Annotated in this window: 13 protein-coding genes; 9 read left to right on the top strand and 4 right to left on the bottom strand. The window is 63.4% G+C overall.

Features of this window, described 5'->3' with window-relative positions; translation table 11 throughout:
- The first annotated feature begins 411 nt into the window (after positions 1-411).
- From JF616_20245 to JF616_20235, 3 genes are read left to right on the top strand one after another with little or no spacing between them, the layout of a single operon-like run.
- Positions 412-1,593 carry an extracellular solute-binding protein gene (locus tag JF616_20245; GenBank protein MBW8890092.1) on the top strand — a complete coding sequence of 394 codons (1,182 nt, stop codon included), beginning with the start codon at positions 412-414 and terminating at the stop codon, positions 1,591-1,593.
- Positions 1,590-2,693 carry an ABC transporter ATP-binding protein gene (locus JF616_20240; GenBank protein MBW8890091.1) on the top strand — a complete coding sequence of 368 codons (1,104 nt, stop codon included), beginning with the start codon at positions 1,590-1,592 and terminating at the stop codon, positions 2,691-2,693. Before JF616_20245 ends, JF616_20240 begins: the two co-directional genes overlap by 4 nt.
- Entirely contained in the window at positions 2,684-4,342 is a 1,659-nt protein-coding gene (locus JF616_20235; GenBank protein MBW8890090.1) for an iron ABC transporter permease, read from the top strand. Before JF616_20240 ends, JF616_20235 begins: the two co-directional genes overlap by 10 nt.
- 56 nt (positions 4,343-4,398) lie before the next feature.
- On the opposite strand, the gene JF616_20230 is transcribed toward JF616_20235, so the two are convergent.
- Genes JF616_20230 through JF616_20220 form a run of 3 tightly spaced genes read right to left on the bottom strand, consistent with a single transcriptional unit; the run spans position 4,399 to position 6,499 of the window.
- Positions 4,399-5,043, bottom strand: a complete 645-nt coding sequence (locus JF616_20230; GenBank protein ID MBW8890089.1) for a protein-L-isoaspartate(D-aspartate) O-methyltransferase — start codon at positions 5,041-5,043, stop codon at positions 4,399-4,401.
- Complete coding sequence (locus JF616_20225) at positions 5,031-5,735, bottom strand: glycosyltransferase family 2 protein (protein MBW8890088.1); 705 nt, start codon at positions 5,733-5,735, stop codon at positions 5,031-5,033. The genes JF616_20230 and JF616_20225 overlap by 13 nt, the downstream gene beginning before the upstream one ends.
- A 53-nt stretch (positions 5,736-5,788) precedes the next feature.
- Positions 5,789-6,499: a class I SAM-dependent methyltransferase gene (locus tag JF616_20220; protein ID MBW8890087.1), complete on the bottom strand. Its 711-nt coding sequence runs from the start codon at positions 6,497-6,499 to the stop codon at positions 5,789-5,791.
- Here JF616_20220 and JF616_20215 point away from each other — a divergent pair.
- Together JF616_20215 and JF616_20210 are read left to right on the top strand one after the other, a co-directional pair.
- Positions 6,498-8,114, top strand: coding sequence for a hypothetical protein (locus JF616_20215; GenBank protein MBW8890086.1), 1,617 nt, complete (start codon positions 6,498-6,500; stop codon positions 8,112-8,114). The genes JF616_20220 and JF616_20215 overlap by 2 nt on opposite strands.
- On the top strand, positions 8,111-9,004 hold the full coding sequence (locus tag JF616_20210; protein MBW8890085.1) for a glycosyltransferase family 2 protein: 894 nt from the start codon (positions 8,111-8,113) through the stop codon (positions 9,002-9,004). The genes JF616_20215 and JF616_20210 overlap by 4 nt, the downstream gene beginning before the upstream one ends.
- Here the strand turns inward: JF616_20210 and JF616_20205 are convergent.
- The gene (locus tag JF616_20205) at positions 8,984-9,859 is read right to left on the bottom strand and encodes a hypothetical protein (protein MBW8890084.1); all 876 of its coding nucleotides are present in this window, start codon (positions 9,857-9,859) and stop codon (positions 8,984-8,986) included. The genes JF616_20210 and JF616_20205 overlap by 21 nt on opposite strands.
- A gap of 90 nt (positions 9,860-9,949) precedes the next feature.
- Between JF616_20205 and JF616_20200 the strand changes: the two genes are divergently transcribed.
- The 4 genes from JF616_20200 to JF616_20185 all read left to right on the top strand — a co-directional run bounded on the left by JF616_20200 (position 9,950) and on the right by JF616_20185 (position 14,937).
- Positions 9,950-12,385: an MMPL family transporter gene (locus tag JF616_20200; GenBank protein ID MBW8890083.1), complete on the top strand. Its 2,436-nt coding sequence runs from the start codon at positions 9,950-9,952 to the stop codon at positions 12,383-12,385.
- 41 nt (positions 12,386-12,426) lie between these two features.
- Positions 12,427-13,674: a DUF4349 domain-containing protein gene (locus tag JF616_20195; protein ID MBW8890082.1), complete on the top strand. Its 1,248-nt coding sequence runs from the start codon at positions 12,427-12,429 to the stop codon at positions 13,672-13,674.
- The gene (locus JF616_20190) at positions 13,671-14,399 is read left to right on the top strand and encodes a DUF4349 domain-containing protein (GenBank protein ID MBW8890081.1); all 729 of its coding nucleotides are present in this window, start codon (positions 13,671-13,673) and stop codon (positions 14,397-14,399) included. The genes JF616_20195 and JF616_20190 overlap by 4 nt, the downstream gene beginning before the upstream one ends.
- A 199-nt stretch (positions 14,400-14,598) precedes the next feature.
- On the top strand, positions 14,599-14,937 hold the full coding sequence (locus tag JF616_20185; GenBank protein MBW8890080.1) for a hypothetical protein: 339 nt from the start codon (positions 14,599-14,601) through the stop codon (positions 14,935-14,937).
- The last annotated feature ends 105 nt before the right edge of the window (positions 14,938-15,042 follow it).

Raw genomic sequence — 15,042 nt, 5'->3', positions numbered from 1 at the left:
CCTCGTATTGGGCGAGAATGGGAACGGTACCGGAAATCGCCAAAGCCAGGAGAACGGGAAGCCTAAAACGCACTATCGACCTTTCCTGGGGAAACCCCAATCCCAAGATACGCCAAAACCGGCCCATGTCAATCGACACCGCGAAAAGATATTAATTCGGCCCCGAATGGCCCTATATATCAATTAATTTGCCGAGACGCGAGGCAGCAACTGAAACGGAACGCCCCCCTCCTCGTCTTCGCGGCCTGCCTAGCCATCCTGGCCGCCCTAGGGGGGACGCACTTCCTGGCCGATGCCCGCGGCAGAGCTCCCGCCCTTACCCTGCTAACCCCGCATGGGGACAATATCCGCCAGGAGATCGGCGCGGCTTTCCAGGCATGGCATCAGGCGCGCTACGGCGAAACCCCGGAATTGTCCTGGGTCGATCAAGGCGGCACCTCCGAGGACTTGCGTTACGTGCAGGCCCGCTATGCGAAGACTCCCGAAGGCATCGGGATCGATTTGTTCTTCGGCGGCGGGACGCCCCCTTTCCGGACCTTGGCCAAGGCCGGTCTGCTGGAGCCCAATTCCATCGGCCCGGAAGCCTTGGCGGGTATCCCCGAATTCCTCGGGGGAGCGCGCATCTACTCCGCGGCGGAAGGTTGGTACGGAGCCGCGCTTTCCGGTTTCGGGATCCTTTTCAACCAGGCTTTACTGCAGGAAAAGGGATTGCCCCGGCCTACCTCGTGGGAGGATTTGGCGGAACCGAAGGCCGATGGCTGGGTGGCCATGGTCGATCCCCGCGGCAGCGGTTCGGCGCATGTCATTTACGAGATCATCCTCCAGCGTTACGGGTGGGAAAAGGGTTGGCGCATCCTGGCGGGAATCTGCGCCAACGCCTCGCATTTCACCAAGGGCGCTTCGGCGGTCCTGCCCCTCATCTCCGCCGGCGAAGCCGCTTACACGATCGCCATCGACCAATATGCCTGGTCCTTGATCGAGAAGTTGGGCCGGGAGCGGGTGGACTTCACCCTGCCCGCGGGAGGGACGGTAACCACGCCGGATCCCATCGCCATTTTCAAGGGGGCGCCTCATCCCGAGCTGGCCCGGCGCTTCGCCGCCTTCGTCCTGTCCGTTCCTTGCCAACGTCTGTGGATCTTGAAGGCGGGAGCGCCCGGCGGGCCGCGCGCGCAATCCCTGAACCGCATGAGCGTGCGCCCGGAGGTGGCCGCCGGGCTGGATACCTCTCTCACCTTCGTGCGCGGGAACCCCTTTGCCGAGGCCGCGGCCCGCGATTGGGCCTACTCCGATTCGCTTACCGAATCGCGTTGGGCCTTGGTCAACGATGCCGTGGGATTGTGGATGGTCGACAACCATGCCGCCGCCCGGGAAGCCTACGCCGGCTTGGCGCGGGCGCATCCCTCGGCCGTCGATCGCGCGGCCTGGGAAGCCGCCGTGGCCAGCCATCCCCTATTCACGCCGCCCGGGCCCTGGGAAAAGCTGGCTGCCACAGCCGCCCGTTGGAAGGATGATGCCTTCCGTAACGCCACCCTGGCGGATTGGGCGACCCGCCTGGCGAGGACCCCCGGCGTGAGCCGAAAGGAAAGGCCATGATCGAAGCCAAAGGCATCCGCAAGACCTTCCCCGGGGCCCGCGGGAGCGTTGCCCACCCGGATTCCGGGCGCGATCCCCGTAACGGAAAGGGCGCAGTGGCCGCCTTGCAAGGAACCGATCTCTCCATCTCCGAGGGCGAATTCTTCTGCCTGCTGGGCCCCTCGGGCTGCGGCAAATCCACGCTGTTGCGGGTAATCGCCGGTTTGGAAAAACCGGATGCGGGCAAGGTGGCCATCGGCGGGCGGGACGTGACCGAGGCGCCACCGCATCTGCGGGGTTGCGCCCTGGTGTTCCAGAACTACGCGCTTTGGCCGCACCTCACCGTGGCGGAGAATATCGTTTACGGCCTGGAAGTGCAAAAGCGTCCCCGACCGGAAATCGCTTCGGCGCTTTCCGGCTTGCTCGCCGCGTACCAATTGGAAGGGATGGGAGAACGGTATCCGCATCAGCTTTCCGGAGGGCAACAGCAAAGGGTGGCCCTGGCCCGTGCCATGGCGGTGCGGCCCAAGGCCTTGTTGATGGACGAGCCGTTATCGAATCTGGACGCGGCCTTGCGCAAGACCTTGCGCCGGGAACTGCTCGACTTCCATCGGCGCGAAGGCTCGACCGTGCTGTACGTGACCCATGATCAGGAAGAAGCCTTGGCCCTCTCCGACCGCCTGGCGGTGATGATGGAAGGCCGCATCATCGAATTAGGCGCGCCCCGGGAGGTCTACGCCAAGCCCGGCAGCCTGCAAGCCGCCCTGTTCCTGGGGGACATGAACGTGTTCGCGGCGGATTCGGTGCCGGCTCCCCTCAGAAACGAAGGGGCCGGACGGACCCTCTGCGTGCGGCCGGAGAACGTAAGGACCTTGGGGAAGGATGGCGTCCAGAGCGGGGGCGCGCGGGGTATGGGCAGCGCGCGGGAGGGTAACGGACATGTTACTCATCTGGAAGGAACCCTGGCCTTCTCCGAGTTCCTCGGGACCCATGCCTTGCTTGGGATCGCCACCGCTTCGGGCCGGGTGCTGGCGCGCGCCCCCCTGGCGGATGCCGCCGCTTGGCCGCCGGGAACGGAACTGAACCTGGAGTTCCCCACCGAGCACCGGCTATGGTACTGAACCGCTGGATCCAGCGACTCGCCTTAGGCGCCCTATTGGGCGTATTCCTGATCATCCCCTCGGCCCATATCCTTGCCGAATCCTTCTTCCCCTCGGGGCGATTCGGGTTCGCCTTGTTCGCGGCGCTGTTCCGCAATCCGGTCCTGCGGGGTTGCCTGTGGAACAGCTTGATGATCGCTTGGGGCGCGACCGCCCTGTCCACCGCCTTGGCCCTGCCCTTCGCGGCCATATTGGGCCGGTGGCGCATCCCGGCGCGGTCCTGGCTCAAGGCCGGGGTGATGATCCCGTTGCTCTTGCCGCCTTTCGCGGGGGCCATCGCCATCCGGCAAGTGCTGGGCCGGTATGGATCGCTGAACCTGATCTTGCAAAGGGCCGGCTGGCTGGACGGGCCCGTCGATTGGCTAGGCGGCGGCCTTTTGGGAGTCATCCTATTGGAAGGGTTGCACCTCTTCCCCGTCCTTTATTTCTCCTTGTCTCCCCACTTCGCGGCCTTGAACGGCGACAGCGAGGAGGCTGCGCTTTGCTTCGGCGGCAAGGGCTGGCGCTACTACCGCAAGGTGCTTTTCCCCGAGATCCGGCCTGGTCTGTTAGGAGGCATGGCTCTGGTTTTCGTTTGGGCCTTCACCGATCTCGGCACGCCCTTGCTGATGGAATACCGCCAGGTCATCCCCTACCAGGCTTTTTCCCTGGTCACCGATCTGGATCGCAATCCCATGGGCTTCGCTTTGGCCACCCTGATGGGGGCGGTGGGACTGGCCGGATATTGGATCAGCCAGATGCTCTCGCGGGGACAAGCCCGTGGCGGAAAGGGTTTCCGGCCCGCTCCCGATAGGACCCCGCCGAAAGCGATCGCTTGGGCGACCTCGCTGGCCCTCGGCATGGTCTTGCTCTTGTCCGCCATCCCTTCCATCGCCGTGGTCCTGCAAGCCTTCGCTCGCGATTGGTTCCTCTCCATCGCGCCCAAAGGCTATACCCTGGAATACTTCGGGAGCCTGTTCAATCATCGCATCACCCGCGGCAGCATCCAAACCAGCCTTTTCCTTTCCAGCCTGGCGGTGCTGGCGGATCTGGTCTTAGGCTGGTGGCTGGCCCGCATGGTCCTTACGGAGCGGCGCGCCTGGGCCCGCGCGTGGGAAACCGTCGCCATGGCCCCCTTGGCCTTGCCGGGCATCATCCTCGCGTTCGGTTACGTTTCCCTGTTCGCGGGCACGCGCTTGGATCCGGCCGGCAATCCGCTATTTTTATTGGTCATGGCCTACGCCATGCGACGACTGCCCTTCGCTTTCCGCAGCGCCCTGACGGGCTACCGGAGCCTTCCCGATCGCATCGATGAGGCCGCGCAGAGCCTGGGCCAGGGCTTCTGGGGCCGGGTCCGCGATATCCATCTGCCCCTGCTGACTCCGCATCTATTGGGCGCGGGGATGCTGGTATTCGCCTTTTCCATGCTGGAAGTAAGCGATTCCCTGGTGCTGGCGATGAAGGAGTTCTATTACCCGATAACCAAGGCCATGTATTTCCTGGCTACGCGGGCAGGGGATGGCTTGAACCTGGCGGCCGCGCTGGCGGTGGTGGGGATGTTGATTCTGGCGGCGGCCGTGGTGGCGGCCAACAAGTTGTTGGGCAAAGGCGTCGGAGAGATGTTTCGATGAACCGGAAAGCCGCCGGTCGTGCTTCCGCGCTGCCGGCGCCGGATTCGGGATAGCCCCTACTTGTCCCAGCCCTCTTTGCCGAGCAAAGGCACGAAGCGGCAGTCGCCCAAGTCCGTCTCGCGGAAATCGTCGCCGATGCGATCCACGCAAAGCAGGCTTTGCGCTTCGCGCCCGCCCGTAGGGATGATGAGCCGGCCGCCTTTCGCCAATTGCTGCCTGAGCTTTCCCGGAACCACGGGGGCCCCGGCGGTCACGATGATGCGGTCGAACGGCGCCCAGCTTTCCCAGCCCAGGCTCCCGTCGCCGGTCTTATAGATGACGTTGCGGAAGCCTAGCTGCTCCAAGAGGGCCTGGGCCCGCTTGGACAGGACCGCATGGCGTTCCACCGTGTATAGGCGCGGCGTATAGTGGGCGAGGATGGCGGTTTGGTAGCCCGAGCCGGTCCCGATCTCGAGTATTTTCTCTCCCTTGCGCGGGGCCAAGGCGTTGGTCATGATGGCGACCATGGAAGGCTGCGAGATGGTTTGTTCTGCGGCGATGGGAAGGGAAATATCCTGGTAGGCCTTGGCCGCCAGGGCCGAGTCCACGAAGAGATGCCGGGGCACCGACATCATGATGGCCTTGAGTTCGTCGTTGTGGATGCCCTGCTTCTGCCATACCGATTCGATCAGCAGGCGGCGGGCGGTGGTTACCGCGTCCATGCGGCTTCCGGAAGGGCGGCCAGGCGGAAATACATCTTCAGGAAGCGAAGGGTATCGCGGAACAATCGCATATGCGAACCATTATCCGTGTATACGGTCGCGATATCCACCGGCATGATGGAGAATCCCCGCCGGCCGCACAGGACCAAGGCCTGCGACTCCCATTCGAAACGTCCTTCCCGCGGCAGGCCCATGGCCTCCACGGCCGCCAGGCGATACATGCGGAACCCGCATTGGGCATCGTAGACGGGGCGGCGGGCCAAGCGCGAGATCATGCGCGTGGTGACGGTATTGCTGAAACGCCGGTGCCAGGGCATGCGCGTGCCGCGGATGCCGCGGCGGCCCACCACGATGCCGGTGTCCGGCGCGACGGGAGCGTTCCAGAAGGCATCCAGATCCGAGGCCGCATGCTGCCCGTCGGCATCCAGGGTCACGGCCCATTCCCAACCGCGTTCCCGCGCCCAGGATAATCCGGTCATGAGCGCCGAACCCTTGCCTCGATTGGCCGCATGCCGCAGGCAAACGACTCCGGACTTTTCCGCGACTTCCGCGGTCCCGTCCTTGGAGCCATCGTCGATCACTGCGATGCGTCCCGGATCGGTTTTGCCCAGCACGGAAACGAGAGTGGCGCTTAAGGAGGCGGCCGCATCGTAAGCCGGGATGAGAATGCCGGAAGCGGCGCGCAGATTCATCGGGGATCCCAATAGTAGAAATTAGCTTAGCGCCCCTAATGCGGTTAGGAATCTTAAGCGGAGCCAAGGCGCAACTCGAAGACCCGCGCGCTTCTGCCTTCGGCCTCCGCTTCCCGCAGGGCCACGGTGAATCCGGCCGCGCGGGCGGCGGCATCGAAGCCTTCCGCGGCGGATCGGCCCTTATCGGCCAACAGGCAACGTCCGCCCTCCTCGAGATGCTCCGAAAGGAAGGCCAGGATGGGAGCTTGGTTTTCCTTGGCATACAGCATTTCGCCGGCCAGCACCAAGCCGAATCGCGTGCGCATGGGAAAGGCCCGCATATCTGCGCAGAAGACGCGTCCGCGCGCGGGGACTTCGCGGTCCGCGGCCCGGATCTCGTCCCCGATCGCGGGGGCATTGGCGGCCACGTTACGGGCGGCCAGGCGGCAGGCATCCGAATTGAAATCGCAGCTGAAAGCTTCGATGCCGAAGCGCGCCCGCAACCAGGCCCCCATGATTCCGCTTCCGCATCCCAGGTCCAATACCGGCCCGGGCCATGCGTCCGGATTTTCCCCCGCCAGGAGGGACGCCAAAGCCCAGGTGGCCGGCCAATCCTCCAGCCAATACGGCCAAGTCCGTTCCCGCAGCCCCAACAGTACCGTTACCTGGTCCAGGATCCCGGGCGTGTAGGGCACGGTAGCGTAGCGAACGCGGGTTCCCGACAGCAGCATGGCCCGTTCTTGCATCGGAAAACAGGTCCCGGCTATGGTAAAATCGGAAGGCATGCGCTTTCGTCCCAAGTCCCTTCCCCGCGGGCCGTTGGCCGCCGTTTCCGGCGCGCTCCGGATCCTGATCCGGCTCTTCGGGGTGTGGTCCTTATGCCAATGCTCCTTAAGCCTGGAGGATCCCGCCCAGGAAGCCAAGGACAAGCTAGCAAAGGTCATCCCGACGAGCATGGACCTCATGATCGGCCGCTGGATCGGGGACTCCACCTATACCGCGGACGATACCCGCGCCACCCGGTTGGGTAAGGGCCAAGTGCGGCTCGAGATCCTTTCGGATACCTCATTCACCCAATCGGATACGGGCAAATCCGCCTTTCCCGAGCCGGGATCCGAAGGCGTCTTCTACCTGCACATCGATACCTTGATCCTCTTCCCCATGTCCGCCCCTCCGGATACCTTCGTCGTGCACTTACGCTTCCTGGGAAACTACCTGGAGATCTTCCGCGTCTCGGAGCAGCGCTATACCTTCTTCCACAAGGTTAAACCCCCGGGGCCGCAAGACCAGGACTCGCTGCTCGCCGATAGCCTGTGGGCCTTGCGCGGGCATCGCGCCGCTCCCGGCATCTACCAGAAAGAGGCCCTGGTGCGGGACTTCGCCTACCTGAGTTTCCGTAGTGATTCTATGTTCTCCGATCAACGGAACAATGGCGTGGTACGGACCGACTCCGGCCCGCTGGCCCGCGACGGGAGGCATTGGACCTGGAAAGCGGGCGGCGGCAGCCGGGAGTTCCTGGCCGACTTCCCCTCCCCGGATTCCCTGCGGCTTTGGCCCTTCGACGATTCCATTCCCGACTCCGGCTTCTATGATTACGTGCGCGCGAGCCGCCACGATGCCCGCGACATCGATATGCGGCGGTTGCTAGGGCATCTGCGGGGAGACACCCTGAAGGCCGGGGCCGGTTCCCTCGAATACCATTACGGCCGTTATTACGACTGGATCCTAGGCGTGGATCATTCCGCCAAGGTGGAGACCAATATCGATGGCGTTCCCCATTGGTCTAGCTGGACCCTGGATTCGGGTTTCCTTGCCCTCGCCGAGGCCGGACATCCTGCGCAAAGGATGCGCGTCGATACCGCGGGCGGGCGGGTGCATCTCCTGATGGACACCGGCGCGTACTTTCCCGCGCCATCGGTCTATGCGGCCACCTTGGTCCAAGGCGATTTCACCGCCAATCCCCTGGCCCGTTTCGACAAGGCCAGCTATTTCGAACTGAAGATCGGCGGGGATAGCCTTTTCTATTTCTTTTCCGAGAGCAACCAAAGGGATCGGTTCGAGATCTACGCCGGCCCTTCCGAAACATCCCCCTGGATGGGATTCGCGCTCCCTAAGGCCCAAGAGACGTTCCAAAGCGGCCAGGCCGGCTTCTATCTCGCCTTGAACGATAGCACGCGCTCGCTGGGGCGGTTCACCTGCCGCTCGCGGCCGGATCAGAACCTGGCCATCCGGCAAACCGCGGCCGATCCGCTCTTCGCGGAAGGCTTCATCCAAGGGGACTGCGCGATCCAGAAAGCCGATTCGGCTTTTTCGGATTCCAGCCTCTCCATCGAAGGTTCCTTCAAGATGCTGCGCATCGATCGCGGCGGCTTCCAGAACAAGGGCTGGAACCTTCCGTGACGTCTGTCGCGTTATCCGTCATCATTCCCAGTTTCATGCGGGAAAAGGTCTTGTGGGACACCCTTTTGGCCTTACGACCCCAGATACGGGATGGCGACGAGGTATTGGTAATCGATCAGAACGTTCCGCCTTTGCGCGCGCCGGACGGCCTGGCCGGGCCCTGGCTTAAGCTCCTCCGCCTGGACCGCCCTTCCCTGACCCGGGCCCGTAACCTGGGGCTGGAGCGCGCGGCCTCCCCCCTGGCGGTTTTCCTCGATGACGATATCCTACCCGATCCCTCCTTGCTGGATCGGTTCCGCCAGGCCGCGGAAACCCATCCTGGATGCATCCTGACGGGGCTGATCGATCAGGAAGACAAGCCCGGGGACGTGCCCACGCCAGGCTGGGTGGATTTGGCTTCGGGGGAAATCCGCACCAATTTCTCCCGCCCCGTAACCGGCGAGATACCCTTCTTCCCCGGCGGCCTGTTCCTCATCCCGAAGGCCTGCCTGCCGGACCGACCCTGGTTCTGCCCCGCCTTCCGGGGAGCCTCGCAGGGAGAGGAAATCGACTTTTCCCTGCGCATCCGGAAGCGCGGGATCCGCATCTTCTCCGATCCCGCCATCCGCATCTACCATCTCAAGGCCGTGGAAGGAGGCTGCCGCGCCCCGGATTTCCGGCGCGCTTTCTTCCTCGATCAAGTCTTCAACCAAGCGCTCTTCTACGGCCGCCATGGCCGCTTCGCCGGCATGCCTCGCTTCCTGCGGCGCATGCGAGGCTGGGTGGAATTCCATAGCCGCAAAGCGGGCGCTCAGGGGCATTCCTTCTCGGTGGTGGCCAGGACGGTGTGGAGTTTGAAAGCGGGATTCGCGACGGGCTTGCGCTATCGCTTACGGGATTGGATCCGGTAGCGATTTACGCAGGCAGAATTTCCCGTCCTCGAAGCAGATCCATACCGGCCCCGTATCCAGGCGGATCGGCCGCCCATCCATCAGGTCACGCAAGGCCGTTTCCGGCCCGATGGTACCCCGCGCATGATGTTCTAGCAGGATCCTCACCGACCCGGCCCCTTTGATGAGGGTTTTCCTCTCCGCGGAAGAAGCCAGGAACTCCTCCAAGCGGCCGGCCCAGGTGGGATCGATGAAATGGGGACGATAGGTCACGTGGGGATAAGCCTGGCGCATGACCTTGAAACTCTCCAGGTTGGCCCGGCTATCGTCATAGAAGGATATGTCGTTGAAACCCCGGCCCACCAGATCTTCGGCGATGACCAGGGCCTTGCGTTGCGAGACCGATAGGCGCGAGAAAGGAATACCTTCGGGCCCCGGGCGCCGATCCTTGTAGCCCGAGAAGCGTTGGTCGGAAACGGCGAAGATGAGTTCGTTGGCGAGGCGCACGCCGAACAGGGATCGGAAAAGGCGGATGAGGAAAGGCGCGTGCATCTTCTTGTCCGCGCGCGCGGTGAGGATGCCGAACTCGCTGCGCGTGCCGTGGGCGAGGATGGTATCGATGATGGTACGCGTGTAACGCACCACGATCCCCCGCGAGAGGATCCCCAAATCCGAGAATTCGCCGAAGTCGAGGACTTCCCCCGGGGAAGCCTGATAGGTCGTGAATTCGCCAGTGGATAGGGCGCGCAGCAGTTTGCCATCCCCGTCGCGGACGAGTACGCGCGCGGAGGTCCGGATCAAGGTATCATCCAGATCGAATAGATGGATGCTTTTGCGGGGAAGCGGCGGGACGGATGCCGATTGATCCTCGTCCATGCCGCTAAGCTATTAAAATGGCCTAGGTCAGGCGAATAATGTTAGATTTGCGATTGCCCACGCAGGAATCGAAAGAACACCCACCAGGCGATGTTCACCTACCTCTGCAAAATCTTCCAGCATCTCCACTCCAGGCCGCGCACGGTCCTCGCCCTCGCTTTTCTCCTGACCCTCGCCGCTTTAATACCGCTTAAGCGCCTGGAAACGCGGATGTCCTTCGCGGACTTGCTTCCGCAGGAATTCGAGAGCGTGCGGACCTGGAAACAGATCGGGGAGAAATTCGGGGGCCTGGGCCATTTGGCCATCGTGGTGCATTCGGAGGATTCCTCCGCCAATCGCCAGGCGGTGGAATTCCTCGCCGAGCGGTTGCGGAACCACCCTGATGTAAACATCCTGGAATACAAGACGGAAGCCGACTTCTACAAGGCCCATAAGCTCCTTTACATCACCCTGAGCGATCTGCGCGAGGTAGACAAGCGCCTGGAGACGGGTTTCTACCTGAGCCGGAAGAAGCGCAATCCGCTCATCCTCGATCTGCTCGATGAGGACGAGAAGGTGAAAAGCCTGGAAGCGACCAGCTTGGAAGATCTGGAAAAGAAGTATTTCGTGCGCTTGCAGGATTTCCTCGGCACGCCGGACGGCAAGACCCGCGTGCTGCGCATCTATCCCGGCTTCGACGTTTCCGACATCGCGCGTTGCCGCGCCTTCTTCAAGGACGTGCGCACGGTGACGGGTCAGTTCAAGGAAGAGAATCCCGCCGGCCCGGAAATGCTTTTCACGGGCGATATGATGCGTAACATCCGTAACGAAGGCCGCATCTATTCCGGCATCATCGATTCCGCCAAGGCCTCGCTGGCCTTGGCCGCCCTCCTTTTGCTGCTGTATTTTTTCCGGCTCCCCTTCGGGGCCTTGCTGGCCCTCATCCCCCTCGCGATGGCGACGGTATGGACCTTGGCGCTCACCGCCAAGGCCATCGGATACCTCAGCTTGGTCAGTGCTCCCTTGAGCCTGCTCCTGGCCGGTCTGGGGATGGAATCGGCCATCCAATTGCTCGCGCGCTACCGCGAAGAGCGGCGCAAATCCTTCAGCGCGGCCGTCGCCTTCGAGACCATCATCCTGGAGACGGGACCCGCCATCACCACCGCCGTGCTGGTGACCGCGGCCGCGTTCTTCACCTTGACCGTGACCCATTTCAAGGGATTCGCGGAGTTCGGGATCACGGCGGGCATCGGTATGCTGTGCACCTTAGCGGCGGTGCTTATCGTTTTCCCCTGCCTTCTGATCGTGGCCGAGCCCTACGGGATCCTCAAGGCCTGGGGCGGGCGCATCTACAACTTCAACCTGTTCACCGCCAGGCCTTACCGCAAATGGCGCTGGCATTTGGCTGCCCTGGCCCTGCTCACCGCGGTCGCCGCCTGCCGCGGCATCCAGCTCCGCTTCCAATTCGACTTCGACAAGCTCGCCTTCCACGACCGCAACATGCAAGCCGATAGCCTGGTGCAAGCCGCCGGCGAGGCGCTGGTCCCCCCCGCCGTGGTCATCACCAAGGATTTCGACGAAGCCCAACAAGTGGCCGATGCCGTGCGCGACTACATGCGCGCCGATACCCTGACGCCGACCATCCAATCCGTCACCACCATGACCGATTTGCTTCCCGCCAACCAGGAAGAAAAGCTGGCCCTCATCGCCAAGATCCGCAAGTCGGTGACGCCCGGCCTCATCGCGAACGCTCCCGAACCCCTGCGGGGCAATCTGGAGAAACTCGCGGGCGCTTGGGACACGGTCCCTTTGACTCCGGCGGATCTGCCCCCCAGCTATCGGAGGAAATTCCTGGGGCATGACACCGCATCCGGCCAATTCACCTTCATCTTCCCTTCCGTAAACCTACGGGAGGGCTGGAACGTCATCGCCTTCGCCGACGACGTGCGCGCTATCCACACCGCCAACGGGCGCGAGTACCACGCTTCCGGACTCCCGGTGGTGCAAGCCGATCTGTTGTCCATGATGATCCCCGATTCCCGGCGTGCCTTCCTCCTGGCTTTCGGCGTCATCGCGCTGCTGGTCCTTTTGGACGTCCGCTCCGCGCGCGGCACCTTGGTGCTGGTGCTTCCGCTCCTCTTCAGCCTGGTCTGGACCCTGGGCTTCATGAAGCTCTTCGGGATCAAGCTCAATTGGTTCAACCTGATCGCCTTCCCGGCCCTGGTCGCCTATGGCATCAACAATGCCGTGCATCTCTACCATCGTTATATCGAAGAAGGACGGGGATCGCTTCGTTTCGTGTTACGAAGGACTGGCGAGACCACGGCCGTGGCCACGGTGGTGGGCATGGCGGGGTTCGCCGGGCTCGCCTTTTCCGATCACCGCGGCCTCGCGACGCTCGGCATCACCGCCTTATTGGGCCTGAGCATGAGCCTACTGGCGCCCCTATTGGTAATGCCCGCCATCATCGGGTACCTGGAAGCGCGCGCCCGAGCCGCGGAGGACCGCAAGCTGCGGATCTCCCTTCCCCGCAAAACCAAAGTTTAGAGTCTCCCGCGCGGAAAGCGCGGGTTGTTACCTTTTCGGAAATGTTCCCGGCCGTTCTCATTTTCCTCATGCTATTGGCGGGATGCACCTCGCCGATGCGCGGACGCGCGCCTCACGAAGGGCAGGGGTATGAGGAAACCGAGGATCTGCAAGCCGGCCTCGAAGGTGCCGCTCCCGCCAACGCTTCGCTAGCGGCTGATCAGGAGTCGCCGGAAGCATATCAGTCCTCCCGCTCGACGAATGCGGCCCCCGCGGGCTTCGCCATGAAAAAGATGCTCGGGAATTCGATGAGCGGAGCGGGCAAAGCCTCCTACTATTCGCCGCCCCCGCAGCAAGCGGCCAAGCCCGGCATGGCGCCCAAACGCCTCGTGGAATACTCTGGAACGGCTACCTTGCGTTCCACCGAACCCGAGCGCATCCTCGATTCCGCCATCTCCTTGGCCAAGGCAGCCGGCGGGTACGTGGAACAACGTTCGCCCGGATACGCGTCCTTGCGCGTGCCCTCGCGCGATTTCGACTCCCTTTTCGCCCGCATGCTCCGGCTATCGGAAGTGGTCGATTACAAACAGCAAGCCGAGGACATCACCGAGGCGCTCCAAGACGCCGATCTGCGCCTCAAGGTCGTCGTGGCCACCTTGGAACGTTTGGAGGATCTGATCAGGAAGGCGCGTACCGAATCGCAGAAGCTCCGGCTCTTGGGCGAGTTGAAGCGCTTCCGCGAGGAAAGGGAAGTCCTAGAAGCGAAGAAGCGCGACCTGGTCCAGCGGTCCCGCTTCGCCTCCATCCAACTCTGGGTGCGGACGCACGCGCCCACGGCCTCCGCCGGCCTCTTCAGCCGCGACCTCTACGATTTCGCGTGGATCCATCGGCTCAATCCCTTCAAGGATGATCGCTTTAGCGGCCGCTCGCGCCTGGTCTTCCCGGCGCCCGAGGGGATGGTGGTCACCGAGGACGGGTTTTTCTCGTCCGACTGGCGCGCCACCAGTTCGCAAGGGGCGGAATTCTGGGGCTCGCGGATCGACGTCGATCTACGGGGCGATACCCGCTTCTGGCGCGAGGCCGTCCGCAACCGGCTCGAATCCGGATTCAAGGTTTCGGATACCGCCAGCGCCGGGGATTTCCTCTTCTGCCGCTTCCAGTCCTTCGGCCCGACTGCCTATTACTATTGGATAGGCGTGCGGAGCCGCGGCGGCGAAGTGGATATCGCCGAGTTCTATTTCCCGAACGATGATCTACAAGGCAAGCTCCTTCCGGGGATGCTGGCGGCCGTGGAAAGGAAGCCCCGGTGAAAGCGATCCTGTTCTTCCTCTGCGCCGCCTTGCCGCCGTCCGCGCCGGTAGCGGCGCAGGGCGTTCCGCAGTTGCCCGCGAAAGGCGGATACTCCGATACGCCCATCGGCCTGCCGCAGGCGCAGCCGAACCCGACGGCGCCTCTCTCCCCGCCGGACTCGGCCGGCCGGCCTCCGGGCATCGCCATCACGTTCTCTTGCGTCCTTCAAGTCGAAGAAAGCGAGCAGGCGGCGCGCATCCTCATCGCCAAGGCGGATTCATTGGGTGGATGGTTCATGCGCCGTTCCAAATCCGATCTGGAGTTCCGGGTGCCTTCGGCCCGGGCCGATTCCTTCATCGCGGGCCTTGCCGGCATGGGCGTGCTGATGGATCGCAACCTGACCACGGAAAGCCTGGAGGCGGAGCGGGGCGAGTTGACATCGCGGCTCAGGGCCCGGCGCGGTATGCTCGAGGATTATTACGCGGTCTTGAAGGAAAGCAGCGACTCCACCTTGTTCACCATCCAGAACGAGATCGTCAATCTGCAAACGGAGATCGAACAATCCGCCGGTCAGATCCAAAAGCTCGAAGATCGCATGGCCTATGCGCGGGTGACGGTCGCGTTCCGGTTCTTCGAGCGGGCCGCCCCTCTCACGACCGCGGAATCCCGTTTCGGCTGGCTCAACCGTTTGGATCTTCCTTCCCTCATGGAACGCTTCCCCTATGCGAATCCCAATAGCTTCTGATCGGCCCTGCCCGATGCGGCCAAGCTCGCGGGCCGGCGCGCGCCCAGCCGCGAGCGCACCTTCTCCCGCGCGGCTTAAGGTAGGCGCGGTCCTCCTCGCGGCGTTGGCCGCGGTTTGGACCTTGGCGGGATGCGCATTCCAGGCCTCCGCTCCCGATGGGTTCGCACAATTCCCGCGGAGTCGGGTTTCCAGTTCGCCCTTGCGCGCATCCAGTCCCGATGGGGTCCTCTTCACGGTCCGCACCGAGAAGAACGATCCGCCGGCGGATCTCGGCTTCTGGCGCGAAGCCCTCAAGACCCGCATGGGACACGCCGGCTACCGCGTGGTGGCCGATACGGTCTGCCCCATGCACGGATCGCAGGGGGCCCTGCTCCAGCTTGCCGCGCCCGTGGGCAACCAGGACTACTTCTATTGGATCGCGTTCACCCTCTCCCCTTCCGGCAAACGCATACTGGTCGCGGAAGCCGCGGGCGAAAGCAAACGCTTCCTGGCGCGCGAAGAGGATATCCGCAAGGCGATCGGCGACAGCGGCTTCTGACGGAGCACGATCGCGAGTCGACCGCGCAAGGTCTAATCGTCCGGAAAACAACCAATTAAAAAGCCGGGCCGCTTGAGCGACCCGGCTTTTCACAGCTCAAGGAAT

The sequence above is a fragment of the Fibrobacterota bacterium genome (genome assembly GCA_019509785.1).
Classification (GTDB): domain Bacteria; phylum Fibrobacterota; class Fibrobacteria; order UBA11236; family UBA11236; genus Chersky-265.
Note: the sequence above shows the minus strand (reverse complement) of the source record. Positions and strands in the feature narration are given on the sequence as shown.